General features: G+C 70.7%; 13 protein-coding genes and 1 tRNA gene. 10 read left to right on the forward strand and 4 right to left on the reverse strand.

Annotated elements, in window-relative coordinates; translation table 11 throughout:
• The 8 genes from ESO86_RS02980 to ESO86_RS03015 form a co-directional block, all read left to right on the forward strand.
• Positions 1–446, forward strand: a 446-nt coding sequence (locus tag ESO86_RS02980; protein ID WP_207206991.1) for a sensor histidine kinase, incomplete at its 5' end; no start/stop codon positions are given.
• Entirely contained in the window at positions 443–1,591 is a 1,149-nt protein-coding gene (locus tag ESO86_RS02985) for a hypothetical protein (RefSeq protein ID WP_129233410.1), read from the forward strand. The genes ESO86_RS02980 and ESO86_RS02985, both read left to right, overlap by 4 nt.
• Complete coding sequence (locus tag ESO86_RS02990; protein ID WP_242492176.1) at positions 1,581–2,261, forward strand: response regulator transcription factor; 681 nt, start codon at positions 1,581–1,583, stop codon at positions 2,259–2,261. Before ESO86_RS02985 ends, ESO86_RS02990 begins: the two co-directional genes overlap by 11 nt.
• On the forward strand, positions 2,261–2,878 hold the full coding sequence (locus tag ESO86_RS02995; protein WP_129233412.1) for a thymidine kinase: 618 nt from the start codon (positions 2,261–2,263) through the stop codon (positions 2,876–2,878). The genes ESO86_RS02990 and ESO86_RS02995 overlap by 1 nt, the downstream gene beginning before the upstream one ends.
• A 154-nt stretch (positions 2,879–3,032) precedes the next feature.
• A complete protein-coding gene (locus tag ESO86_RS03000) occupies positions 3,033–4,508 on the forward strand; it encodes a sugar transferase (RefSeq protein ID WP_129233413.1) in 1,476 nt (491 codons plus the stop codon).
• Positions 4,509–4,575: 67 nt separating this feature from the next.
• A complete protein-coding gene (locus tag ESO86_RS03005) occupies positions 4,576–6,408 on the forward strand; it encodes a DUF4012 domain-containing protein (RefSeq protein WP_129233414.1) in 1,833 nt (610 codons plus the stop codon).
• Between the two features lie 157 nt (positions 6,409–6,565).
• Entirely contained in the window at positions 6,566–7,867 is a 1,302-nt protein-coding gene (locus tag ESO86_RS03010) for a UDP-glucose dehydrogenase family protein (protein WP_129233415.1), read from the forward strand.
• A 20-nt stretch (positions 7,868–7,887) separates the two neighbouring features.
• A complete protein-coding gene (locus ESO86_RS03015; RefSeq protein ID WP_129233416.1) occupies positions 7,888–9,039 on the forward strand; it encodes a DUF418 domain-containing protein in 1,152 nt (383 codons plus the stop codon).
• A 109-nt stretch (positions 9,040–9,148) separates the two neighbouring features.
• Here the strand turns inward: ESO86_RS03015 and ESO86_RS03020 are convergent.
• From ESO86_RS03020 to ESO86_RS03030, 3 genes are all read right to left on the reverse strand, one after another.
• Positions 9,149–9,225 (reverse strand) — tRNA-Pro (locus ESO86_RS03020).
• Between the two features lie 85 nt (positions 9,226–9,310).
• Positions 9,311–10,288 carry a metallophosphoesterase gene (locus ESO86_RS03025; protein WP_129233417.1) on the reverse strand — a complete coding sequence of 326 codons (978 nt, stop codon included), beginning with the start codon at positions 10,286–10,288 and terminating at the stop codon, positions 9,311–9,313.
• Positions 10,285–12,867, reverse strand: a complete 2,583-nt coding sequence (locus ESO86_RS03030) for a transglycosylase domain-containing protein (RefSeq protein WP_242492177.1) — start codon at positions 12,865–12,867, stop codon at positions 10,285–10,287. The genes ESO86_RS03025 and ESO86_RS03030 overlap by 4 nt, the downstream gene beginning before the upstream one ends.
• Positions 12,868–13,002: 135 nt before the next feature.
• Between ESO86_RS03030 and sp36 the strand changes: the two genes are divergently transcribed.
• Both sp36 and ESO86_RS03040 read left to right on the forward strand, forming a co-directional pair.
• A complete protein-coding gene (gene sp36 / locus ESO86_RS03035) occupies positions 13,003–13,230 on the forward strand; it encodes a Sp36 family protein (protein WP_129233419.1) in 228 nt (75 codons plus the stop codon).
• Positions 13,230–13,700, forward strand: coding sequence for a RidA family protein (locus ESO86_RS03040; protein ID WP_129233420.1), 471 nt, complete (start codon positions 13,230–13,232; stop codon positions 13,698–13,700). Before sp36 ends, ESO86_RS03040 begins: the two co-directional genes overlap by 1 nt.
• Before the next feature lie 75 nt (positions 13,701–13,775).
• Here ESO86_RS03040 and acs read toward each other — a convergent pair whose 3' ends face one another.
• The gene (acs, locus tag ESO86_RS03045) at positions 13,776–15,728 is read right to left on the reverse strand and encodes an acetate--CoA ligase (RefSeq protein ID WP_129233421.1); all 1,953 of its coding nucleotides are present in this window, start codon (positions 15,726–15,728) and stop codon (positions 13,776–13,778) included.
• Between the last annotated feature and the right edge of the window lie 667 nt (positions 15,729–16,395).

The raw sequence follows: 16,395 nt of genomic DNA on the forward strand, positions 1-16,395 counted from the left end.
GCCCGGATCGCGCTCGCACGAGTCGGGCGGGCGCGACATCCACCGTCGCCGAGCACGGCCCCGCGCCGCTCTCCGAGGCGTTCGGCGTCGCCCGCGACGCCGGACTGGCGGTGAACGTGTCGGGCCCCCCGGAGGTCCTCGCCGCGGTCGGTCCGCGACGTCGCTCGGCGATCGAGTCCGCCGTCGCGCAGTGCCTGATGAACGTCGCGCGGCACGCCGGCGTGGACGACGTGGAGGTCGTGCTGGGTCGGGCGGACGGCGAGGTCACCGTCGTCGTCGTGGACGACGGACGGGGATTCGACCCCGATCACGTCCCCGACGACCGCATCGGGCTGCGCACGTCCATCAGGGGTCGCATCGAGCAGGAGGGCGGTCGCGCCCGCGTCTGGTCGCGGCCCGGCGTCGGCACCACCGTCCTGCTCGCGGTACCGGAGGGCGGCGAATGAGCACCGCACTGCGCCTCACGCAACAGGAGGTCGACCCGATCGGCGGCGTCGCGGCGGCCCCGCTCGTGCTCACCGGCTCGATCCTCGGAGTGGTGACCTCGATCGCCCTGACGGCCTGGCACTGGGACGAGGTCGGATCGGTGGTCGCCGCGGTCGCGGGCATCCTGCTCGTGGCCGCAGCCGGAGCCGTGGCGACCGTGTCGGCGCTCCCGTCCCGCGCACCGTTCACCGTGGACCGGCTCTGGTTCGTGGTCGCGCTCGCCGTCGGCGGCGCGATCGCCGAATACGTCAGCACGGTGGGTGCCGATCGATACCTGTACGACAACTACGGACCGCTCGTCGTGGGCATCCTGATCCTCTCCCTGGCGCCGTTCAGCACCTGGATCTCACTGCTCGCGGCCGGCGCGGTCGCAGCCGCCGTGCTCGCAATCCTCGCCGTCGGCTCGTCGGGTGCGAGCGCGACGCAGGCCAACGCGGCGGCGCTCGTCGCAGTCAACTCGGTCGCGGTGCTCGCCCTCTCGGCCGCGGGTGCGGCCTACTCGGCGACCATCGTCCGGGAGAGCCTCGCATGGCAGCGGGAGGCGAACGCCATCGCGCTCGAACGCGACGGCGGCGTGCGCGCCGGAATCGTCCGCTCGGTGCAGCAGGGCCGTGTGTCCGTGCTCAGCAGGGAGGTGCTGCCGTTCCTCGCCGGCGTCATGAACGCCGAGAGGATCAGCGTCGCCGACGCCGATCGGGCGCGCGAGCTCGCGGAGATGCTCCGTCGCGCGCTGAAGGCGGGCATCGAGTCGACCTGGCTCGACGACCTCGCCTCGTCCATCGGGGCCGCCCGGCGGATCCCCGTCGCCGTGGACGATCCCGGGGCCACCGCGGCGCGTCTGCGCAGCGATCAGAGGCCGCCCCTGACCGCATTGCTGTCCTGGTTGAGCAGCGCCGAGCGCTCGGATGCGATCCGGATCGAGGTCGCCGCGGAGGGCGGCGGCGCGATCGTCCGCGTCGAGGCGCTCGTGGCCGCGGCAGGCGGTTCGGCGCCGGCCAGGCGAGAGGTCGAGCGGTTCCTGGCGGTCGCGCGGGCGGTGGGGGTGCGCGGCGATCTCGAGATGACGCGAGAGAATGTCCGGGTGGAGTTCCGATATGACGCCTGAGCCCGACGCCGACGAAGTCGTCAGGGTCGCGATCCTCGACGACCACGCCGTCATCGTCGACGGCATCGCGAGCTGGATCGCCGAGCATGCGCCCGACCTTCGCGTGGTCATCCGCACGACCGCGTGGCTCGACCTGGTCCGCCATCCCGACTTCCCGGTCGACCTCGTGCTGATGGACCTCCAGCTCGGTGACACGGTCTCCATCGAGTCCAGGATCCGCGCCTGTCGCGCCGCGGGTGCGATCGTCGTCGTGGTCACCGCGCTCGACGACGATGCGTCGCGCGCGCGGTGCCTCGCGGCAGGGGCGGATGCCTTCGTGTCGAAGACCGTTCCGGTGGAGGACCTCGTGGCGGCGGCCCGGCGTGCACTCCGGGGGGAGCGGGCGTCCACGGCGTCGAAGGGCCGGGCCGGTGCAGCCGGATCCGACGACGGGGGCCTCGAGGTCTCCGCCCCGCCGGAGGCCGCACTCAGCGCCGCGGAGCGGCGGGCCGTCGGACTCTACGTGCAGGGCATGTCGACCGCCGACGTCGCAGCGACCATGGACGTCGGCTACGAGACCGCGAAGACCTACCTCCGTCGGGCGCGGGACAAGTACGCCAAGGTCGGGAGGCCGGCCGGCCGTCGGGCCGAACTGATCCGCCGAGCGGCGGAGGACGGGATGCTCGAGTAGTGGCCAAGCTCTACTTCCGGTACGGGGCGATGAACTCGGGCAAGTCCACCGCATTGCTGCAGGCCGCGTTCAACTACGAGGAGCGCGGGCACCGCGTGCTGCTCGCCAAGCCGGCGGTCGACACCAAGGGCGACCGCGACATCGTGTCGCGGCTCGGCGTCGTGCGCGAGGTCGACTTCACGATCGCGCCCGACGACCAGGTGCTCGACGTGTTCCAGCGCCACCGCACGCCGGTCATCGAGGCCCACGGGCGCGACGTGAGCTGCCTGCTCGTCGACGAGGCGCAGTTCCTCACGGCCGATCAGGTCGACGACCTGCTGCGAATCGCACTGCTCGACGACATCCCCGTCCTCGCCTACGGCATCCGCACCGACTTCCAGACCGTCGCCTTCGCCGGAAGCGGGCGCCTCCTCGAGGTCGCCCACAGTCTCGAGGAACTGAAGACGATCTGCCGGTGCGGGAGGAAGGCGATCTTCAACGGCCGCCGAGTCGGCGGCCGGTTCATCTTCGACGGCGACCAGGTCGCGATCGACGGCGTCGAGGTGGCATACGAGTCGCTCTGCGGCGTCTGCTACCTGGAGGAGAGCGGGGGCCGGCTTCGCGGACGCCACGGCTGACCGTCGGGAGGCGTCGCCCCAATTAGGGGGGTACTTTCCTCCGGTCCTCACATAGGGGGACAGCGGCGCGTTAACCTTGACCCTGTCCGCCGACCCGAACGGCGGACGCTCGGGGGCCGTCATCGGGCCCGAGCCATTGCGGCGGAGGTGATGGATGACCCTCGCACGGCACGCCACGGAGACGAGTCCTGCCGAGACGGTCGAGGAATGGCAGCGCGCCTACGCGCGGCGACTGCTCGCGACCGACCTCATCGTCATCGTCTTCGCCGTGTACGGATCGCAGTTCATCAGGTTCGGGACGACCGGCACCTCGCTCCGCATCCCCGGGCTCGGCGACGCCGAGTACCTCCTGAGCTACGCACTGGTGTCCGCACTCCTCGCCGCGGGATGGTTCGCCTCGCTCGCCATCTTCGCCACGCGGGACCGGACGATCATCGGCGCGGGCACGGCGGAATACCGTCGGATCGCCGATGCGAGCATCCGGGTCTTCGCGCTGCTCGCGATCGGTGCGTTCCTGTTGCGGTCCGAAGTCGGTCGCGCATACGTGCTCGTGGCCCTCCCGCTCGGCCTCGCGCTGCTCATGACCGCGCGATGGGCGTGGCGGAAGTGGCTGTTGCGGCAGCGGGCGGACGGACGCTTCCTGCACCGCGCCATCCTCATGGGCGAGCGGCAGAAGTCGCTCCACGTCGCCGAGCAGATCGCGCGCGACGGGGTCTCCGGCATCGTGATCGTGGGGGCGCTCACCGAGCACGGCGAGTCGTCCCGTGAACTCGCCCCCGGGATCCCGGTCCTCGGCTCGTACGACGAGATCGATGATGCGCTGCGCAGCGCGAGCGCCGACACGGTCGTCTTCACCGGCGCCGACACCATCGACCCGCGCGGCATGCGCGAGCTCGGCTGGCAGCTCGAGGCGACCGCGACGAACCTCGTGGTGGCTCCGGCCCTGACGGACGTCGCGGGTCCCCGTATCCACGCGCGACCGGTCGCCGGCCTTCCCCTCATCCAGGTCGACTACCCCGAGTTCACCGGCCGCAAGTACGCGGCGAAGCGCGCGTTCGACCTCGTCGTCGCCACCCTCGCGCTCATCGTCCTCAGCCCGGTGTTCCTCACGATCGCCGTGCTCGTCCGACGTGACAGCCCGGGCCCGGCGCTCTACGCGCAGGAACGGGTCGGACTCAACGGCACCCGGTTCCGCATGCTGAAGTTCCGGTCGATGGTCGTCGACGCCGAGGCGCAGCTCCCGACGCTGCTCGACCGCACGGACGGCAACGGGGTGCTCTTCAAGATGCGCTCCGATCCTCGCGTCACGCGCATCGGCGCGATCCTGCGTCGGTACAGCCTCGACGAGCTGCCGCAGTTCGTCAACGTGCTGCGCGGCGAGATGTCCCTCGTGGGTCCGCGGCCGCCGCTCGCATCCGAGGTCGAGCGGTACGACGAGTGGGCGCGCCGACGGCTGCTCGTCCGTCCTGGCATCACGGGCCTCTGGCAGACGCAGGGACGCTCCGACCTGTCCTGGGACGACAGCGTCCGCCTCGACCTCTACTACGTCGAGAACTGGTCGCTGACCGGCGACGTCATCATCCTCTACCGCACGGCGCGTGCCGTCCTCCAGGCGCAGGGCGCCTACTGATGCCGTGTCGTGATCGTGATCCGGCGCCCGGCCGGATCACGGCCTCTCGCGTCTACGATTGGTCATCGTGACGACACCCGACTTCGTGCTCGCCCCGGAGCGGCAGCACCGCAGCTCCGGCAGCAGCAGCAGCCGGCGCCGGAAGCGTCGTCGTCGGATCATCTTCCACTCGATCTTCTGGCCGCTGCTCGCGCTCCTCATCATCGGGAGCGGCCTCGCGGCATGGTGGCTCGCGACCAGCGCACTGGCCGTGCGAGACGACCTCGAGGTCGCTCGCGCCCAGGTCGTCGCATTCCAGAAGGCGGCGGACGAGCGCCGGTTCGAGGAGCTGCAGCCGATCGCCGACGAGCTGGACGCGGCGGCCTCCAGTGCCGCGGCCCCGACGTCGAACCCGGTCTGGCGGATGGCGGAGCTGGTCCCGGGCGTGGGAGAGAACGTGCGTGCCGTCCGCATCATCGCCGAGGGCGTCGACGACGTCTCGCAGCAGGTCGTCCAGCCCGCGAGCGGGCTGGTCGGCGAGTTCGGCATCTCACGCGACGAGAGCGGAGCGCTCGACCTGGAACCGCTTCGCACGGCCACCGACATCGCCGCCGACGCCCAGGACATCCTCGACGGGCTCGAGGCCGACCTCGCGGGCATCGACACCGACGCGACGATCGCGCCGGTCTCCGACGCGGTGACGCAGTTCGCCGACGTGGTCGAGAGTGCGCAGGGGACGCTGCCCGGGATCAACGCCGCGCTCGCCGGCGCGGGCGCGATGCTCGGGATCGACGGGCCGCAGACCGTGCTCCTCGCGTTCGAGAACAACGCCGAGGCGACCGCGCTCGGTGGCGGGCCCGCGGCGCAGACACTGCTGAGCGTCGACGACGGGACCGTCAAGATCGACCGCCAGGTCTCCAGCACCGAGCTCGACACCCAGGCGCCGATCGGCACCGAGATCGACGAGAGCGCCGACCAGCTCTACAACGACATCCTGCGCACCGAGATCAACGCGACGACCAGCCGACCGGACTTCCCGACCGCGGCGGCCCTGCTCCGTGCGCGCTGGGACCGCGACCTCGGCATCACGCCGAACACGGTCGTCATGACCGATCCGATCGCCGTGTCGCGCATCCTCGAGGTGACGGGCCCGGTCAGCCTGCCCGGCGGCGAACAGCTCACCAGCGACAACGTCGTGTCGAAGCTCCTCAACGAGATCTACTTCCGGTACCCCGAGGGCGGCGCCGAGTCCGACGCCTACTTCGCCGCGGCATCCGCGGCCATGTTCGACAAGATGATGGCCGGCGACTACGACATCTGGCAGATGGCGCAGGCCCTCATCGACGTCACCAACTCGGGCAGCCTGATGATGTGGACCGAGAACGAACCGACCCAGGACCTCTTCGCGGGCTCGCGGCTGGACGGCACGCTTCCGCAGACGAACCTCGGCGCGACCGTGCTCGGCGTGTACTTCCGCGACCGCTCGATCTCGAAGATCGACTACTACCTGCACACCGGCGCCAAGGTCACGGTCGACACCTGCACGCCGGAGGCGCCGACCTACACGGTCGAGGTCACGCTCCGCATGGACATCCCGGCCGACCTGCAGTTCTCCCTCCCGGAGTACATCGACTCACGGGAGCCGGGCGCGTACCGGACCGAGGTGTTCCTGTACGGTCCGGCCGGCGGTTCGACGACCGAGGTCGCCGTGCCCAACCCCGCCAACGGCACGACGACCGGCCCGTCGGTGATCGACCTCGGGCGTCCGGCGGAGAAGTACACGGTCGACATGGTCAACGGCCAGACCGCCGTCGTGCGTGCGACCTTCGCAGGCACGCCCGACGATGCGCCGGTCGAGGTTCGCACCACCCCGATGATCAACCGCACGGGCGTCGAACTCGTCGAGGCGACCTGCGGCTGAGCATGCCCGTCCGACGGCGCAGCCTCGGCGCAGGCGACAGCGACTATCCTGTGACTGCACTCGATGTCGCCGCCCGGGCCGTCGAGTGCCTGCACGACACCCTCGCGCTTCACGAGCGGCCGTTCGCCGCGGGCGCGATCCCCACCGGAAGGACCCCATGAAGATCTCGGTCATCGGCTGCGGCTACCTCGGCGCAGTGCACGCGTCGGCGATGGCGGAACTCGGCCACGAGGTGATCGGCATCGACGTCGACGAGCGGAAGATCGGCGAGCTCGCCGCCGGACGTCCGCCGTTCTTCGAGCCCGGACTTCCCGAGATCCTGACCTCCGCGACGGCATCCGGCCGCCTGCGCTTCAGCACCGACATGGCGGATGCCGCGGGCGCCGAGGTGCACTTCCTCGCGGTCGGCACGCCGCAGACGGCGGGCAGCCACGCTGCCGACCTCCGCTTCGTCGATGCGGCGTTCGAGGGGCTCATCCCGCACCTCGCCGACGGCGCGCTCGTGGTCGGCAAGAGCACGGTGCCGGTGGGCACCGCCACGCGCCTCGCGGAGCGCCTCGCCGAGGTCGCGCCGCACGCGAGCCTCGCATGGAACCCCGAGTTCCTCCGCGAGGGCTTCGCGGTGAAGGACACGATCGAGCCCGACCGCCTCGTGTACGGGGTGGCCGACGACGCTGCCGCCGCGACGCTCGACGAGATCTACCGCGCCGCGCTCGACGCCGGCACGCCGCGCATCGTCACGGACTACCCGACGGCCGAGCTCGTGAAGGTCGCAGCGAACGCCTTCCTCGCGACGAAGATCAGCTTCATCAACGCGATGGCCGAGATCGCCGAGGCCACGGGGGCGGACGTCACGCAGCTCGCCGACGCGATCGGCCACGACGCGCGCATCGGCCGACGGTTCCTCAACGCCGGCGTCGGATTCGGCGGCGGCTGCCTCCCGAAGGACATCCGCGCGTTCTCCGCCCGTGCCGAGGAGCTCGGCCGCGGCGACTCCGTCGCGTTCCTCAAGGAGGTCGACTCGATCAACCTGCGGCGCCGCCAGCGCGTCGTCGACCTCGCCGTGGAGGCGTTGGGCGGCTCGGTCAACGAGCGGCGCGTGGCCGTCCTCGGCGTCACCTTCAAGCCCGACTCCGACGACGTGCGCGATTCGCCCGCCCTCGACGTCGCGGTGCAGCTCAAGGGACTCGGGGCCGAGGTGGTCGCCACGGATCCGGAGGGTCTTGAGAACGCCCGGCTGCGGCATCCGCAGCTCGCCTACGAGGCATCGACCACCGAGGCGCTCCGCGACGCCGACCTGGTCGTCCTCGTGACCGAGTGGAGCGAATACCGCGGACTCGACCCGGCCGAGGTGCGCGACCTCGTCTCGAACCCGACGGTGATCGACGGTCGCAACGTGCTCGACCCCGTATCCTGGCGCGCCGCCGGCTGGACCTACCGCGGCCTCGGCCGGCCCTGACGAGACGCTGATCGGGCCGCATGCCGGAGGACGCCGAGTCCCGCATCGAGGCCCGACGCCGTCTTGCGTCGCGCATCACCGGCGTCGATGCGGCGCGAGGCATCGCGCTGCTCGGCATGTTCGTCGCGCACGTCGCGCCCGCCGTCGAATCGACCCAGGTTGCGGAGCTCATCGCGATCGCCGATGACCGGCCCCGCCTGCTCTTCGCGCTGACCGCCGGCGTCGGACTGGGGCTGCTCACGGGTGCCACGCGCCCGCGCACGACCGATCGACCGGAGCTGCGCCGCCAAGTCGCGATCCGCGCGGTGATCCTCCTCATGATCGGCCTGCTCGTCATCGCGCTGCTCCGTCCGCTCGTCATCGTGATCCTCGACGTGTACGGCATCGCGTTCCTGGTCATGGTGCCCCTGCTGTTCCTGCCCGCTCGGGCGGCGCTCACGGCGGGGGCCGTGTCGCTTCCCGTCGCGCCTGCGGTCGCCGCCCTCGCCGAGCGCGATCCGACGGTGCAGGCTGCGGCATCCGGGGACCTGGGAATCGTGGTCGAGTGGTTCCTCACCGGGTCGTACCCCGTGATCATCTGGGTGCCGGTCATGCTCATCGGACTCGGCCTGGCACGCCTCGATGTCGCGGCGGCCGCCACCGTCCGCTGGTACGCCCTCGTCGGGATCCTCGCTGCCGCCGTGTGCCTGCCCCTCACCGCGTCCCTGCCCGAGAACCAGGTCCTCGGTGCCGATCCCGCACTCGACTGGGCGATCCCCGCGCGCGCGTCGCTGGAGACGGTCGGGAACGTCGGGGTCGGACTCGGCGTGCTCGCCGGCGCGATCGCGCTCACCGCGCTCGCGGTGACACCCGTTCGTCGCGCGGCGTCGACGCTGCTCTCGCCGATCACCGCGATGGGTGCGATGCCGCTCACCATCTACACCGGCCAGCTCGTCGTGCTCTCCCTGTCGAAGCGGGTCGGCCCCGGCGGGGTCGCGACGGATGACTCGTGGGGCCTGCTCATCGGCCTGGTCGTCGGCTCGATGGTGTTCGCCTGGCTGTGGCGGCGCTACGTCGGCAGGGGCCCGCTCGAGGTGCTGCTCAGGGCCGCGAGCGGACGAGATCGAGATGGCGATCCCGACGGCCCTGAAGAGCGCTCCCGCGGTCGCCGGGGCGCCGATGGCGGCGACTGACGCGTTCGCGAGGCGGGCCGGCTCGCGGGCTGTGGCATCCGCTCGCAATCGGTGCCCGCCGGGGGACCCGGAGACGCCGGAAGCCCCTCCCGGAGGAGGGGCTTCCGAATGGTCGGGGTGACAGGATTTGAACCTGCGACCTCTTCGTCCCGAACGAAGCGCGCTACCAAGCTGCGCCACACCCCGATGGCCCGTGGGCCTCAACAAGGATAGCGGATATTTCCGGTGCCGCTGACCACCCACGGGCCCCGTCGGGGCCGGGCGGGAGCGCTCAGCGCGCCGCCGTCAGCGTGAGCAGCGTCGCCTCGGGCGGGCATGCGAAGCGCACCGGTGCGTAGATCGACGTGCCGAGGCCCGCGGACACGTTGAGGAACGCGGAGCGCAGGCCGTGGCGCCACACGCTCAGGCCGCTCGCCTGGGTACGGGGGATGTCGCAGTTGGCGACGAGCGCCCCGAAGCCGGGCACGCAGACCTGGCCGCCGTGGGTGTGGCCCGCGAGGATGAGCTGCGCGCCGTGGGTGACGAACGAGTTCAGCACGCGCTGGTAGGGCGCGTGGGTGACCCCGACCGTGACGGTCGGCCGGGGCGCGGCGGCGGTCGGCCGGTCGGGCCATGCCTCGTCGCCCAGCGGATCCTCCGAGCGGAGGTCGTCGATGGCGGCCGTGATGAGGTCGAGGCGGTCGTACCCGCGGTGCGGGTCGTCGACGCCGAAGAACTCGAAGTGCGTGCCGCGCAGGTCCAGGCCGGTCGCCGCGTTGTCGATGTCCGTCCAGCCGAGGTCGGCGAAGAGGTCGTGGAGTGCGCGCGTGTCGAGTCGCTTCGCACGGGTCACGTGTCCGGACGGGCCGCCGAAGTAGCTGAACGGGTTCTTCACCACCGGGCCGAAGTAGTCGTTCGAGCCGTTGACGAAGACGCCGGGGATGCCCCGGAACGGCGCGAACGCCCGGCGGATGCCCTCGATGCCGCGTTCATGCCCGAGGTTGTCGCCGGTGTTGACGACGAGGTCGGGCCGCAGCGCGGCGAGCGAGGCGACCCACTCCTGCTTCGAGGTCTGCCACGGCGCCATGTGCAGGTCGGAGACGTGCAGGACTCGGATCGGCGCGGACCCGGGCGGGAGGACGGGAACCTCGACTCGACGGAGCGTCCAGCGCGTGCGTTCTACGAGGCTTCCCCACGCCAGTGCGGCGAGCGCCGCCACGCCGACCGCCGAGGCGATCTGCGTGGCGGCGCGCGAGGCTCGGGGGCTCACCCGTCGTTGCCTCCGCCGTCGTTCCCGCCGGGTGGCGTCCCGCCCCCGACGGAGAGCTTGCCGATCACGATCGTCACGCGATCACCGGACTTCGCCGATGCACCCGCGTCGGGCGACTGGGAGATCACGACGCCGTCCTGGTTCGGGTCGGTCGTGTCCTCCTCGCGGACCTGGACCTTGAAGCCGGCGTCCTTCAGCGTGGACTCGGCGGATCCGCGGTCCATGCCCCTGACATCGGGGACGCCGGAGACGTTGCCGTTGCTGATCAGCACGCGGATGAGCGAGCCGCGACCCGCCTGGCCGGACGGATCGGTCCCCGCGACCATGCCCTTGGGCTGGTCGCTGTCGACCTCGGGGCCCTGCTCGAACTGGAAGCCCGCGGCCTCGATCGCCTGACGCGCCGCGTCGACGCTCAGGCCGGTGACGTTCGGGATGTCGACGAGGACCTGCTTGAAGTACTCGGCCTTGGGTTCGGCGAACGCGCCGCCGCCGTACTTGTTGTCGGCGACCGTCATGATCGCGCTCCAGATGCGGTGACGCGCGGACGCGCCGTAGCCGCTCGCGAAGTCGATCGAGCGCAGGCTCGTGCGGTTGTCGCCGCCCGTGACGTTGCCGACCCAGACCGCCGTGGCGACCTCCTTGCTGGCGCCGTTCATCCAGGTGTCGAAGGCGTAGTCGGTCGTACCCGTCTTGCCGATGTGCGGCACGCCGGTGTAGGTCTCCGACTGCGAGGCCGTGCCGCCGGCGAAGGTCTGCTGCATGGCGTACTGCATCGCGTGCGCGACATCCGCCGGCACGGACTGCGTGCAGGTCGACTTCGGCGGGGCGATCTCCTCGCCGTCGGACGCGACGATCTTGTCGATCGCGATCGGGGTGCACGTCGTGCCGTCGTTCGCGATGCCCGCGAAGCCCGCGACCATCGTGAGCGGTGCGATCTCCTGCGTGCCGAGCACGTCGGACGGGTTCATCTGCAGCTCGCCGCCGTCGGCGCGGTGCATGCCGAAGGCCTGGGCGGTCTTCTTGATGTTGCAGAGGTCCATCTGCTGGGCCATCGCCATGAAGCTCGAGTTCACGGACCACTTGGTCGCCTCGACGGCGTTGTTCGCCCGCGTCGAGTCGTCGTTGTTCGGTTCGTAGGAACCGACGAAGTCGCCGTCGCACGAGTTCGTGAACTGGGTGAAGGCGCGCTTCGAGCCGTTGAACGTCTCGAGCAGGGAGTGGCCCTCGTTCAGCCACTCCGCGAGCGTCCACACCTTGTACGTCGAACCCGGCTGGAAGCCGCTCGACCCGCCGTAGGCGTAGTCGGTGCTGTAGTTGACCGCCGAGTACTCGTTGCTCGTCTCGAGCACCTCGGGGTCGGCCGAGTACTTCTTGTTCTGGGCCATGGCGAGGATCCGGCCGGTGCCGGGCTCGACGCTCACGGCGACCGATCCCACGTCGAACCGGGGGTCGGTGAACGGGATGTTCTCGGCGATGGCCGTCTCCGCACGGTTCTGGAGGTCCAGGTCGAGCGTGGTGTAGACCTTGAGACCGCGCTGCTGGAGCAGCACGGAGCCCTCGTTGACGTCCTCCGTCTCGGGGTCGTCGTAGTCGGTGCGGATCACGTTCGCGACGTAGTCGCAGAAGTACGCCGATCCGCCGGCCGTCTGGCAGCCGGTGCTCGGTTCGGTGATCGCCGGGGCGACGGGTTCGGCGATCGCCGCGTCGTGCTCCTCCTGCGTGATCTTCCCGTACTCGAGCATCTCGTCGATGATGTAGTCGCGTCGCTGCTTGTTGGCGGCATACGGCACGGTCTCGCCGTCGACGACGGTGTTCGCGCCGTTCTCCTCGCTGTCGGGACGGTCGAGGCGGAACTTCTCGGGGTGGTTGACGATCGCGATCAGGCTGGCGGCCTGCGAGAGCGAGAGGTCCTTCGCGCTGGTGTCGAAGTAGTACCGCGCGGCCGACTCGATGCCGTAGACGCGACCGCCGAAGGCGGCGATGTTGAGGTAGCCGAGGAGGATCTCGTCCTTCGACGACTCCTTCTCGAGCGCGATCGCGTAGCGCATCTCCTTGAGCTTGCGCTCCGCGGAGACCTCGGTGGCCTCGGCGTAGGCCGCGTCCTTCTCCTCCTCGGTCTGCGCCGCGTTCACGCCGTTGTTGATCAGCACGTTCTTGACGTACTGCTGCGTGATCGAGGATCCGCCCTGGACGTCGCGACCGGTGACGGTGCTCACCGCGCCGCGGACCGTGCCCTGGATGTCGATGCCGCCGTGCTCGTAGAAGCGCGGGTCCTCACCGGCGACCGCGGCATCCTTCGCGTACTGGCTGATCGCGTCCCACGCCACCTCCTCGCGGTTCTCGTCGAAGAACGACGCGAGCAGGGCCTCCGAGCCGTCGGAGCGCGTCGCGTAGATGTCGGTCTTCTCGGAGAGCGCGCCGATCTTGAGGTAGGCCGGCAGGTTCTCGAACATGTTGATGCTGTTGTTCGCGGCCATGCCCGTGACGGCGAGCGCAGGGGTGACCGCGGCGGTGACCAGCACGCCGGCGAGTGCGCTCATGCCGACGAAGCCGAGGATTCCCGCGGCGGCATCGCTCATCGTTCGATTTTGGGCAGACATAGAGTGGAGCCTAACTGAGGAAGGCTGGCAAATTCCGGCATGCCGCAGGGGCCGCAGCGCCCACGGCCGGCTCGACCTCAGGATAGCCGCCCGTTCCGACACCGAGGAGTCGCCATGCCCGCATGGGAGTACATCACCACCCCGCTGCTCATCCACAACACCGCCGCCATCCTGAACAACTGGGGGTCCGAGGGGTGGGAGCTCGTGCAGGTCGTGCAGGGTCCGGAGGGAGGGCTCGTGGCGTACCTGAAGCGTCCCGTCGGAGGCGAGTCGTCGACCGCGGCATCCGCCGGCCAGGCCGCAGCCGCACAGGCCGCCAAGCAGTTCGAGGGTGACGCCTGATGGGCGCCGTCGGGGACCGGCTGGCCGAGCTCGGCGTCGAGCTGCCCGCCGTGGCGGCTCCGGTCGCCGCCTACGTGCCCGCCGTCGTGACGGGGAACCTGCTCTTCACCTCCGGCCAACTGCCCTTCGTCGCGGGTTCCCTGCCCGCGACCGGAAAGGTCGGCGACGGCCAGGGCCTCGTGCCCGCCGACGACGCGAAGGAGTACGCGCGCCTCTGCGCCCTGAACGCCCTCGCGGCGATCGAGGCCGAGATCGGCTCCCTCGAGCGGGTGACCCGCGTGGTCAAGGTCGTCGGCTTCGTGGCGTCCGACCCGGCCTTCACGGGTCAGCCCGGCGTCGTCAACGGCGCGTCCGAGTTCATCGGCGACGTATTCGGGGATGCCGGCCGCCACGCGCGTTCGGCGGTCGGCGTCGCGGTGCTGCCGCTCGACGCACCCGTCGAGGTCGAGCTCGTCGTCGAGTTCGCGTAGCGCGCCGGGGCGACGCCCCGAGACGACGGATGCCGCGGCCGAACCTCCGGCCGCGGCATCCGCTGTCCTGACGGGTCAGCGCAACTGCGCGCTGATGACCTCCATGATCGACGTGTCGGCGAGCGTGGTCGTGTCGCCGACCTCGCGGCCCTCGGCGAGATCGCGCAGCAGGCGTCGCATGATCTTGCCCGAGCGCGTCTTCGGCAGCTCGTTGACGATGAACACCTGTCGCGGGCGTGCGATCGCGCCGATCTGCGTCGCGACGTGCCTGCGCAGCTCCTCGCTGGCCTCCAGCGGGTCGTTCACGTGCGAGACCTGGCTGGCCTTCAGGATCACGAACGCGACGACCGCCTGACCCGTGGTCTCGTCCGAGGCGCCGACCACGGCGGCCTCGGCCGTCCACGGGTGGGCGACGAGCGAGGACTCGATCTCGGCGGTCGACAGGCGGTGGCCCGAGACGTTCATGACGTCGTCGACGCGGCCGAGCAGCCAGATGTCGCCGTCCTCGTCGCGCCGCGCGCCGTCGCCGGCGAAGTACTTGTCGCCGAACTTCTCCCAGTAGGTCTCCTTGAAGCGCTCCGGGTCGCCCCAGATGCCGCGGAGCATCGACGGCCACGGCTCCGTGGCGACGAGCAGGCCTCCGCCCTCGCCCTCGACGGCGGTGCCGTCGTCGTCGAGGATGTCGATCGAGATCCCGGGGACGGGCACCTGCGCCGAGCCGGGCTTCAGGTCGGTGACGCCCGGCAGCGCCGAGATCATGATCGCGCCGGTCTCGGTCTGCCACCACGTGTCGACCACGGGGATCGAGCCGCCGCCGATGACGTGGCGGTACCAGATCCATGCCTCGGGGTTGATCGGCTCGCCCACCGAGCCCAGCAGGCGGAGCGTGCGCAGGTTGAACTCGTGCGGGATCTGCCGGCCGAGCTTCATGAACGAGCGGATGGCGGTCGGCGCCGTGTAGAGGATCGTGACGCCGTACTTCTCGACGATCTCCCACCAGCGGCCGGGGTGCGGCGTGTCGGGCGTGCCCTCGTAGAGGACCTGGGTCGCGCCGTTCGCGAGCGGCCCGTAGACGACGTAGGAGTGGCCGGTGATCCAGCCGACGTCGGCCGTGCACCAGTAGACGTCGCGTTCCGGGTGCAGGTCGAACACGTTCCGGTGCGTGAAGGCCGCCTGGGTGAGGTAGCCGCCCGAGGTGTGCAGGATGCCCTTCGGCTTCCCGGTCGTGCCCGAGGTGTAGAGGATGAACAGCGGATGCTCCGCCTCGAACGCCTTCGCCTCGTGCTCGTTCGACGCGGTCGCGACGCTCTCGTGCCACCACACGTCGCGGTCGGCGTTCCAGTCGACCTCGTTCTCGCCGCGACGGACGACGAGCACGTTCCGGACGCTCCCGGCCGACTTCTCGAGCGCCTCGTCGACGACCGGCTTCAGCGGGAACACGCGGCCCTTGCGGTAGCCGCCGTCTGCGGTGATGACGACGGATGCCTCGGCGTCGTCGATGCGCGACGCGAGGCTGTCGGCGCTGAACCCGCCGAAGACGAGGGAGTGGATCGCGCCGAGGCGCGCCACCGCGAGCATCGACACGACGGCCTCGGGGATCATCGGCAGGTAGATGGCGACGCGGTCGCCCTCGCGGACGCCGAGCTCGATGAGCGTGTTGGCGGCGCGCTTGACCTCGTCGGTCAGCTCGGCGTACGTGATGGAGCGCGAGTCTCCGGGCTCGCCCTCCCAGTGGAGGGCGACCCGCTCGCCGAGCCCCGCCTCGACATGGCGGTCGAGGCAGTTGACGGCGACGTTGAGCTCGCCGTCGTCGAACCACTTGGCGAACGGCGGATTCGACCAGTCGAGCGTGCGGGTGAAGGGCTTCTCCCACTGGAGCAGCGTGCGGGCCTGGTCGGCCCAGAACTCGAGCCGGTCGGCGCGAGCGGCGTCGTAGAGGCCCTCGTCGGCGACGGCCTGGGCGGCGAACTCGGGACTCGGGCGGAAGCGCCGGATCTCCTCGAGCGCGTGATCGATCTGCGCGTTCATAGTGGTGCGATCGCTCCTTCGCGAAGTATTCAGATGACGGGTCGCCTGCCCCACACAGCACCATAGCGGCAGCCGCCCGATGTTTCGCTGCGTGTGTCGCGTGCGGGGGTGGTCCGGCCGGGCGTACGCTGGGTCGGCGCGAGGGGGCGCGATGCGGGGGAGTTCTCGCCGCTCGGGCCGCCGAGGCCCTCCGGTCGACCCGGGCCGGGTGCGGAAACCGTTGCCGGAGGTCCGTTCGACCCCCGAATTCCGTCGAGATCCGACCATCGACTGGAGGATCTCGACGAGATATCTGTGCGTCCGCACAAATGAGGACAAAAAGTACTTGCGCATGGATCTCCAGCCCATACACTGGGGTACGCCCGAACGACTTCGATTCGAGGCCTGCAGCGCTCGCGATTCCCCCCAATCCGTGCGCTGCCGAGGCGGCACCTGTTCCCCCCAATGGGTGCCGCCCCCTTCTTTTAACACGGCGTCCCGCATGCCGACAGCACGAGCTCTCCTCCACAACGGCGTGGTGGGGAGCTCGTCTCGTCTCCGGCTCCCGCCGGCCCGCCATGGGGCGGCGCGCGCCTAGCGTCGTCCCCATGCCCGCCCCGTTCGTCCCCGTCCCGTCGTGGGAGCGCGAGGCCGCGCCGGAATGGGCGCCGCCCGGACCGGCGCGGAC

It is taken from the genome of Agromyces binzhouensis, assembly GCF_004135055.1.
GTDB classification, from domain to species: domain Bacteria; phylum Actinomycetota; class Actinomycetes; order Actinomycetales; family Microbacteriaceae; genus Agromyces; species Agromyces binzhouensis.

Bases quoted from the DNA above. Each gene is read 5' to 3' on its own strand.
- ESO86_RS03040 (WP_129233420.1), top strand. From the start codon at position 13,230: ATGGGCGCCGTCGGGGACCGGCTGGCCGAGCTCGGCGTCGAGCTGCCC.
- acs (WP_129233421.1), bottom strand. From the start codon at position 15,728: ATGAACGCGCAGATCGATCACGCGCTCGAGGAGATCCGGCGCTTCCGC.
- ESO86_RS03030 (WP_242492177.1), bottom strand. From the start codon at position 12,867: ATGAGCGATGCCGCCGCGGGAATCCTCGGCTTCGTCGGCATGAGCGCA.
- ESO86_RS03010 (WP_129233415.1), top strand. From the start codon at position 6,566: ATGAAGATCTCGGTCATCGGCTGCGGCTACCTCGGCGCAGTGCACGCG.
- ESO86_RS03015 (WP_129233416.1), top strand. From the start codon at position 7,888: ATGCCGGAGGACGCCGAGTCCCGCATCGAGGCCCGACGCCGTCTTGCG.
- ESO86_RS02990 (WP_242492176.1), top strand. From the start codon at position 1,581: ATGACGCCTGAGCCCGACGCCGACGAAGTCGTCAGGGTCGCGATCCTC.
- sp36 (WP_129233419.1), top strand. From the start codon at position 13,003: ATGCCCGCATGGGAGTACATCACCACCCCGCTGCTCATCCACAACACC.
- ESO86_RS02985 (WP_129233410.1), top strand. From the start codon at position 443: ATGAGCACCGCACTGCGCCTCACGCAACAGGAGGTCGACCCGATCGGC.
- ESO86_RS03000 (WP_129233413.1), top strand. From the start codon at position 3,033: ATGACCCTCGCACGGCACGCCACGGAGACGAGTCCTGCCGAGACGGTC.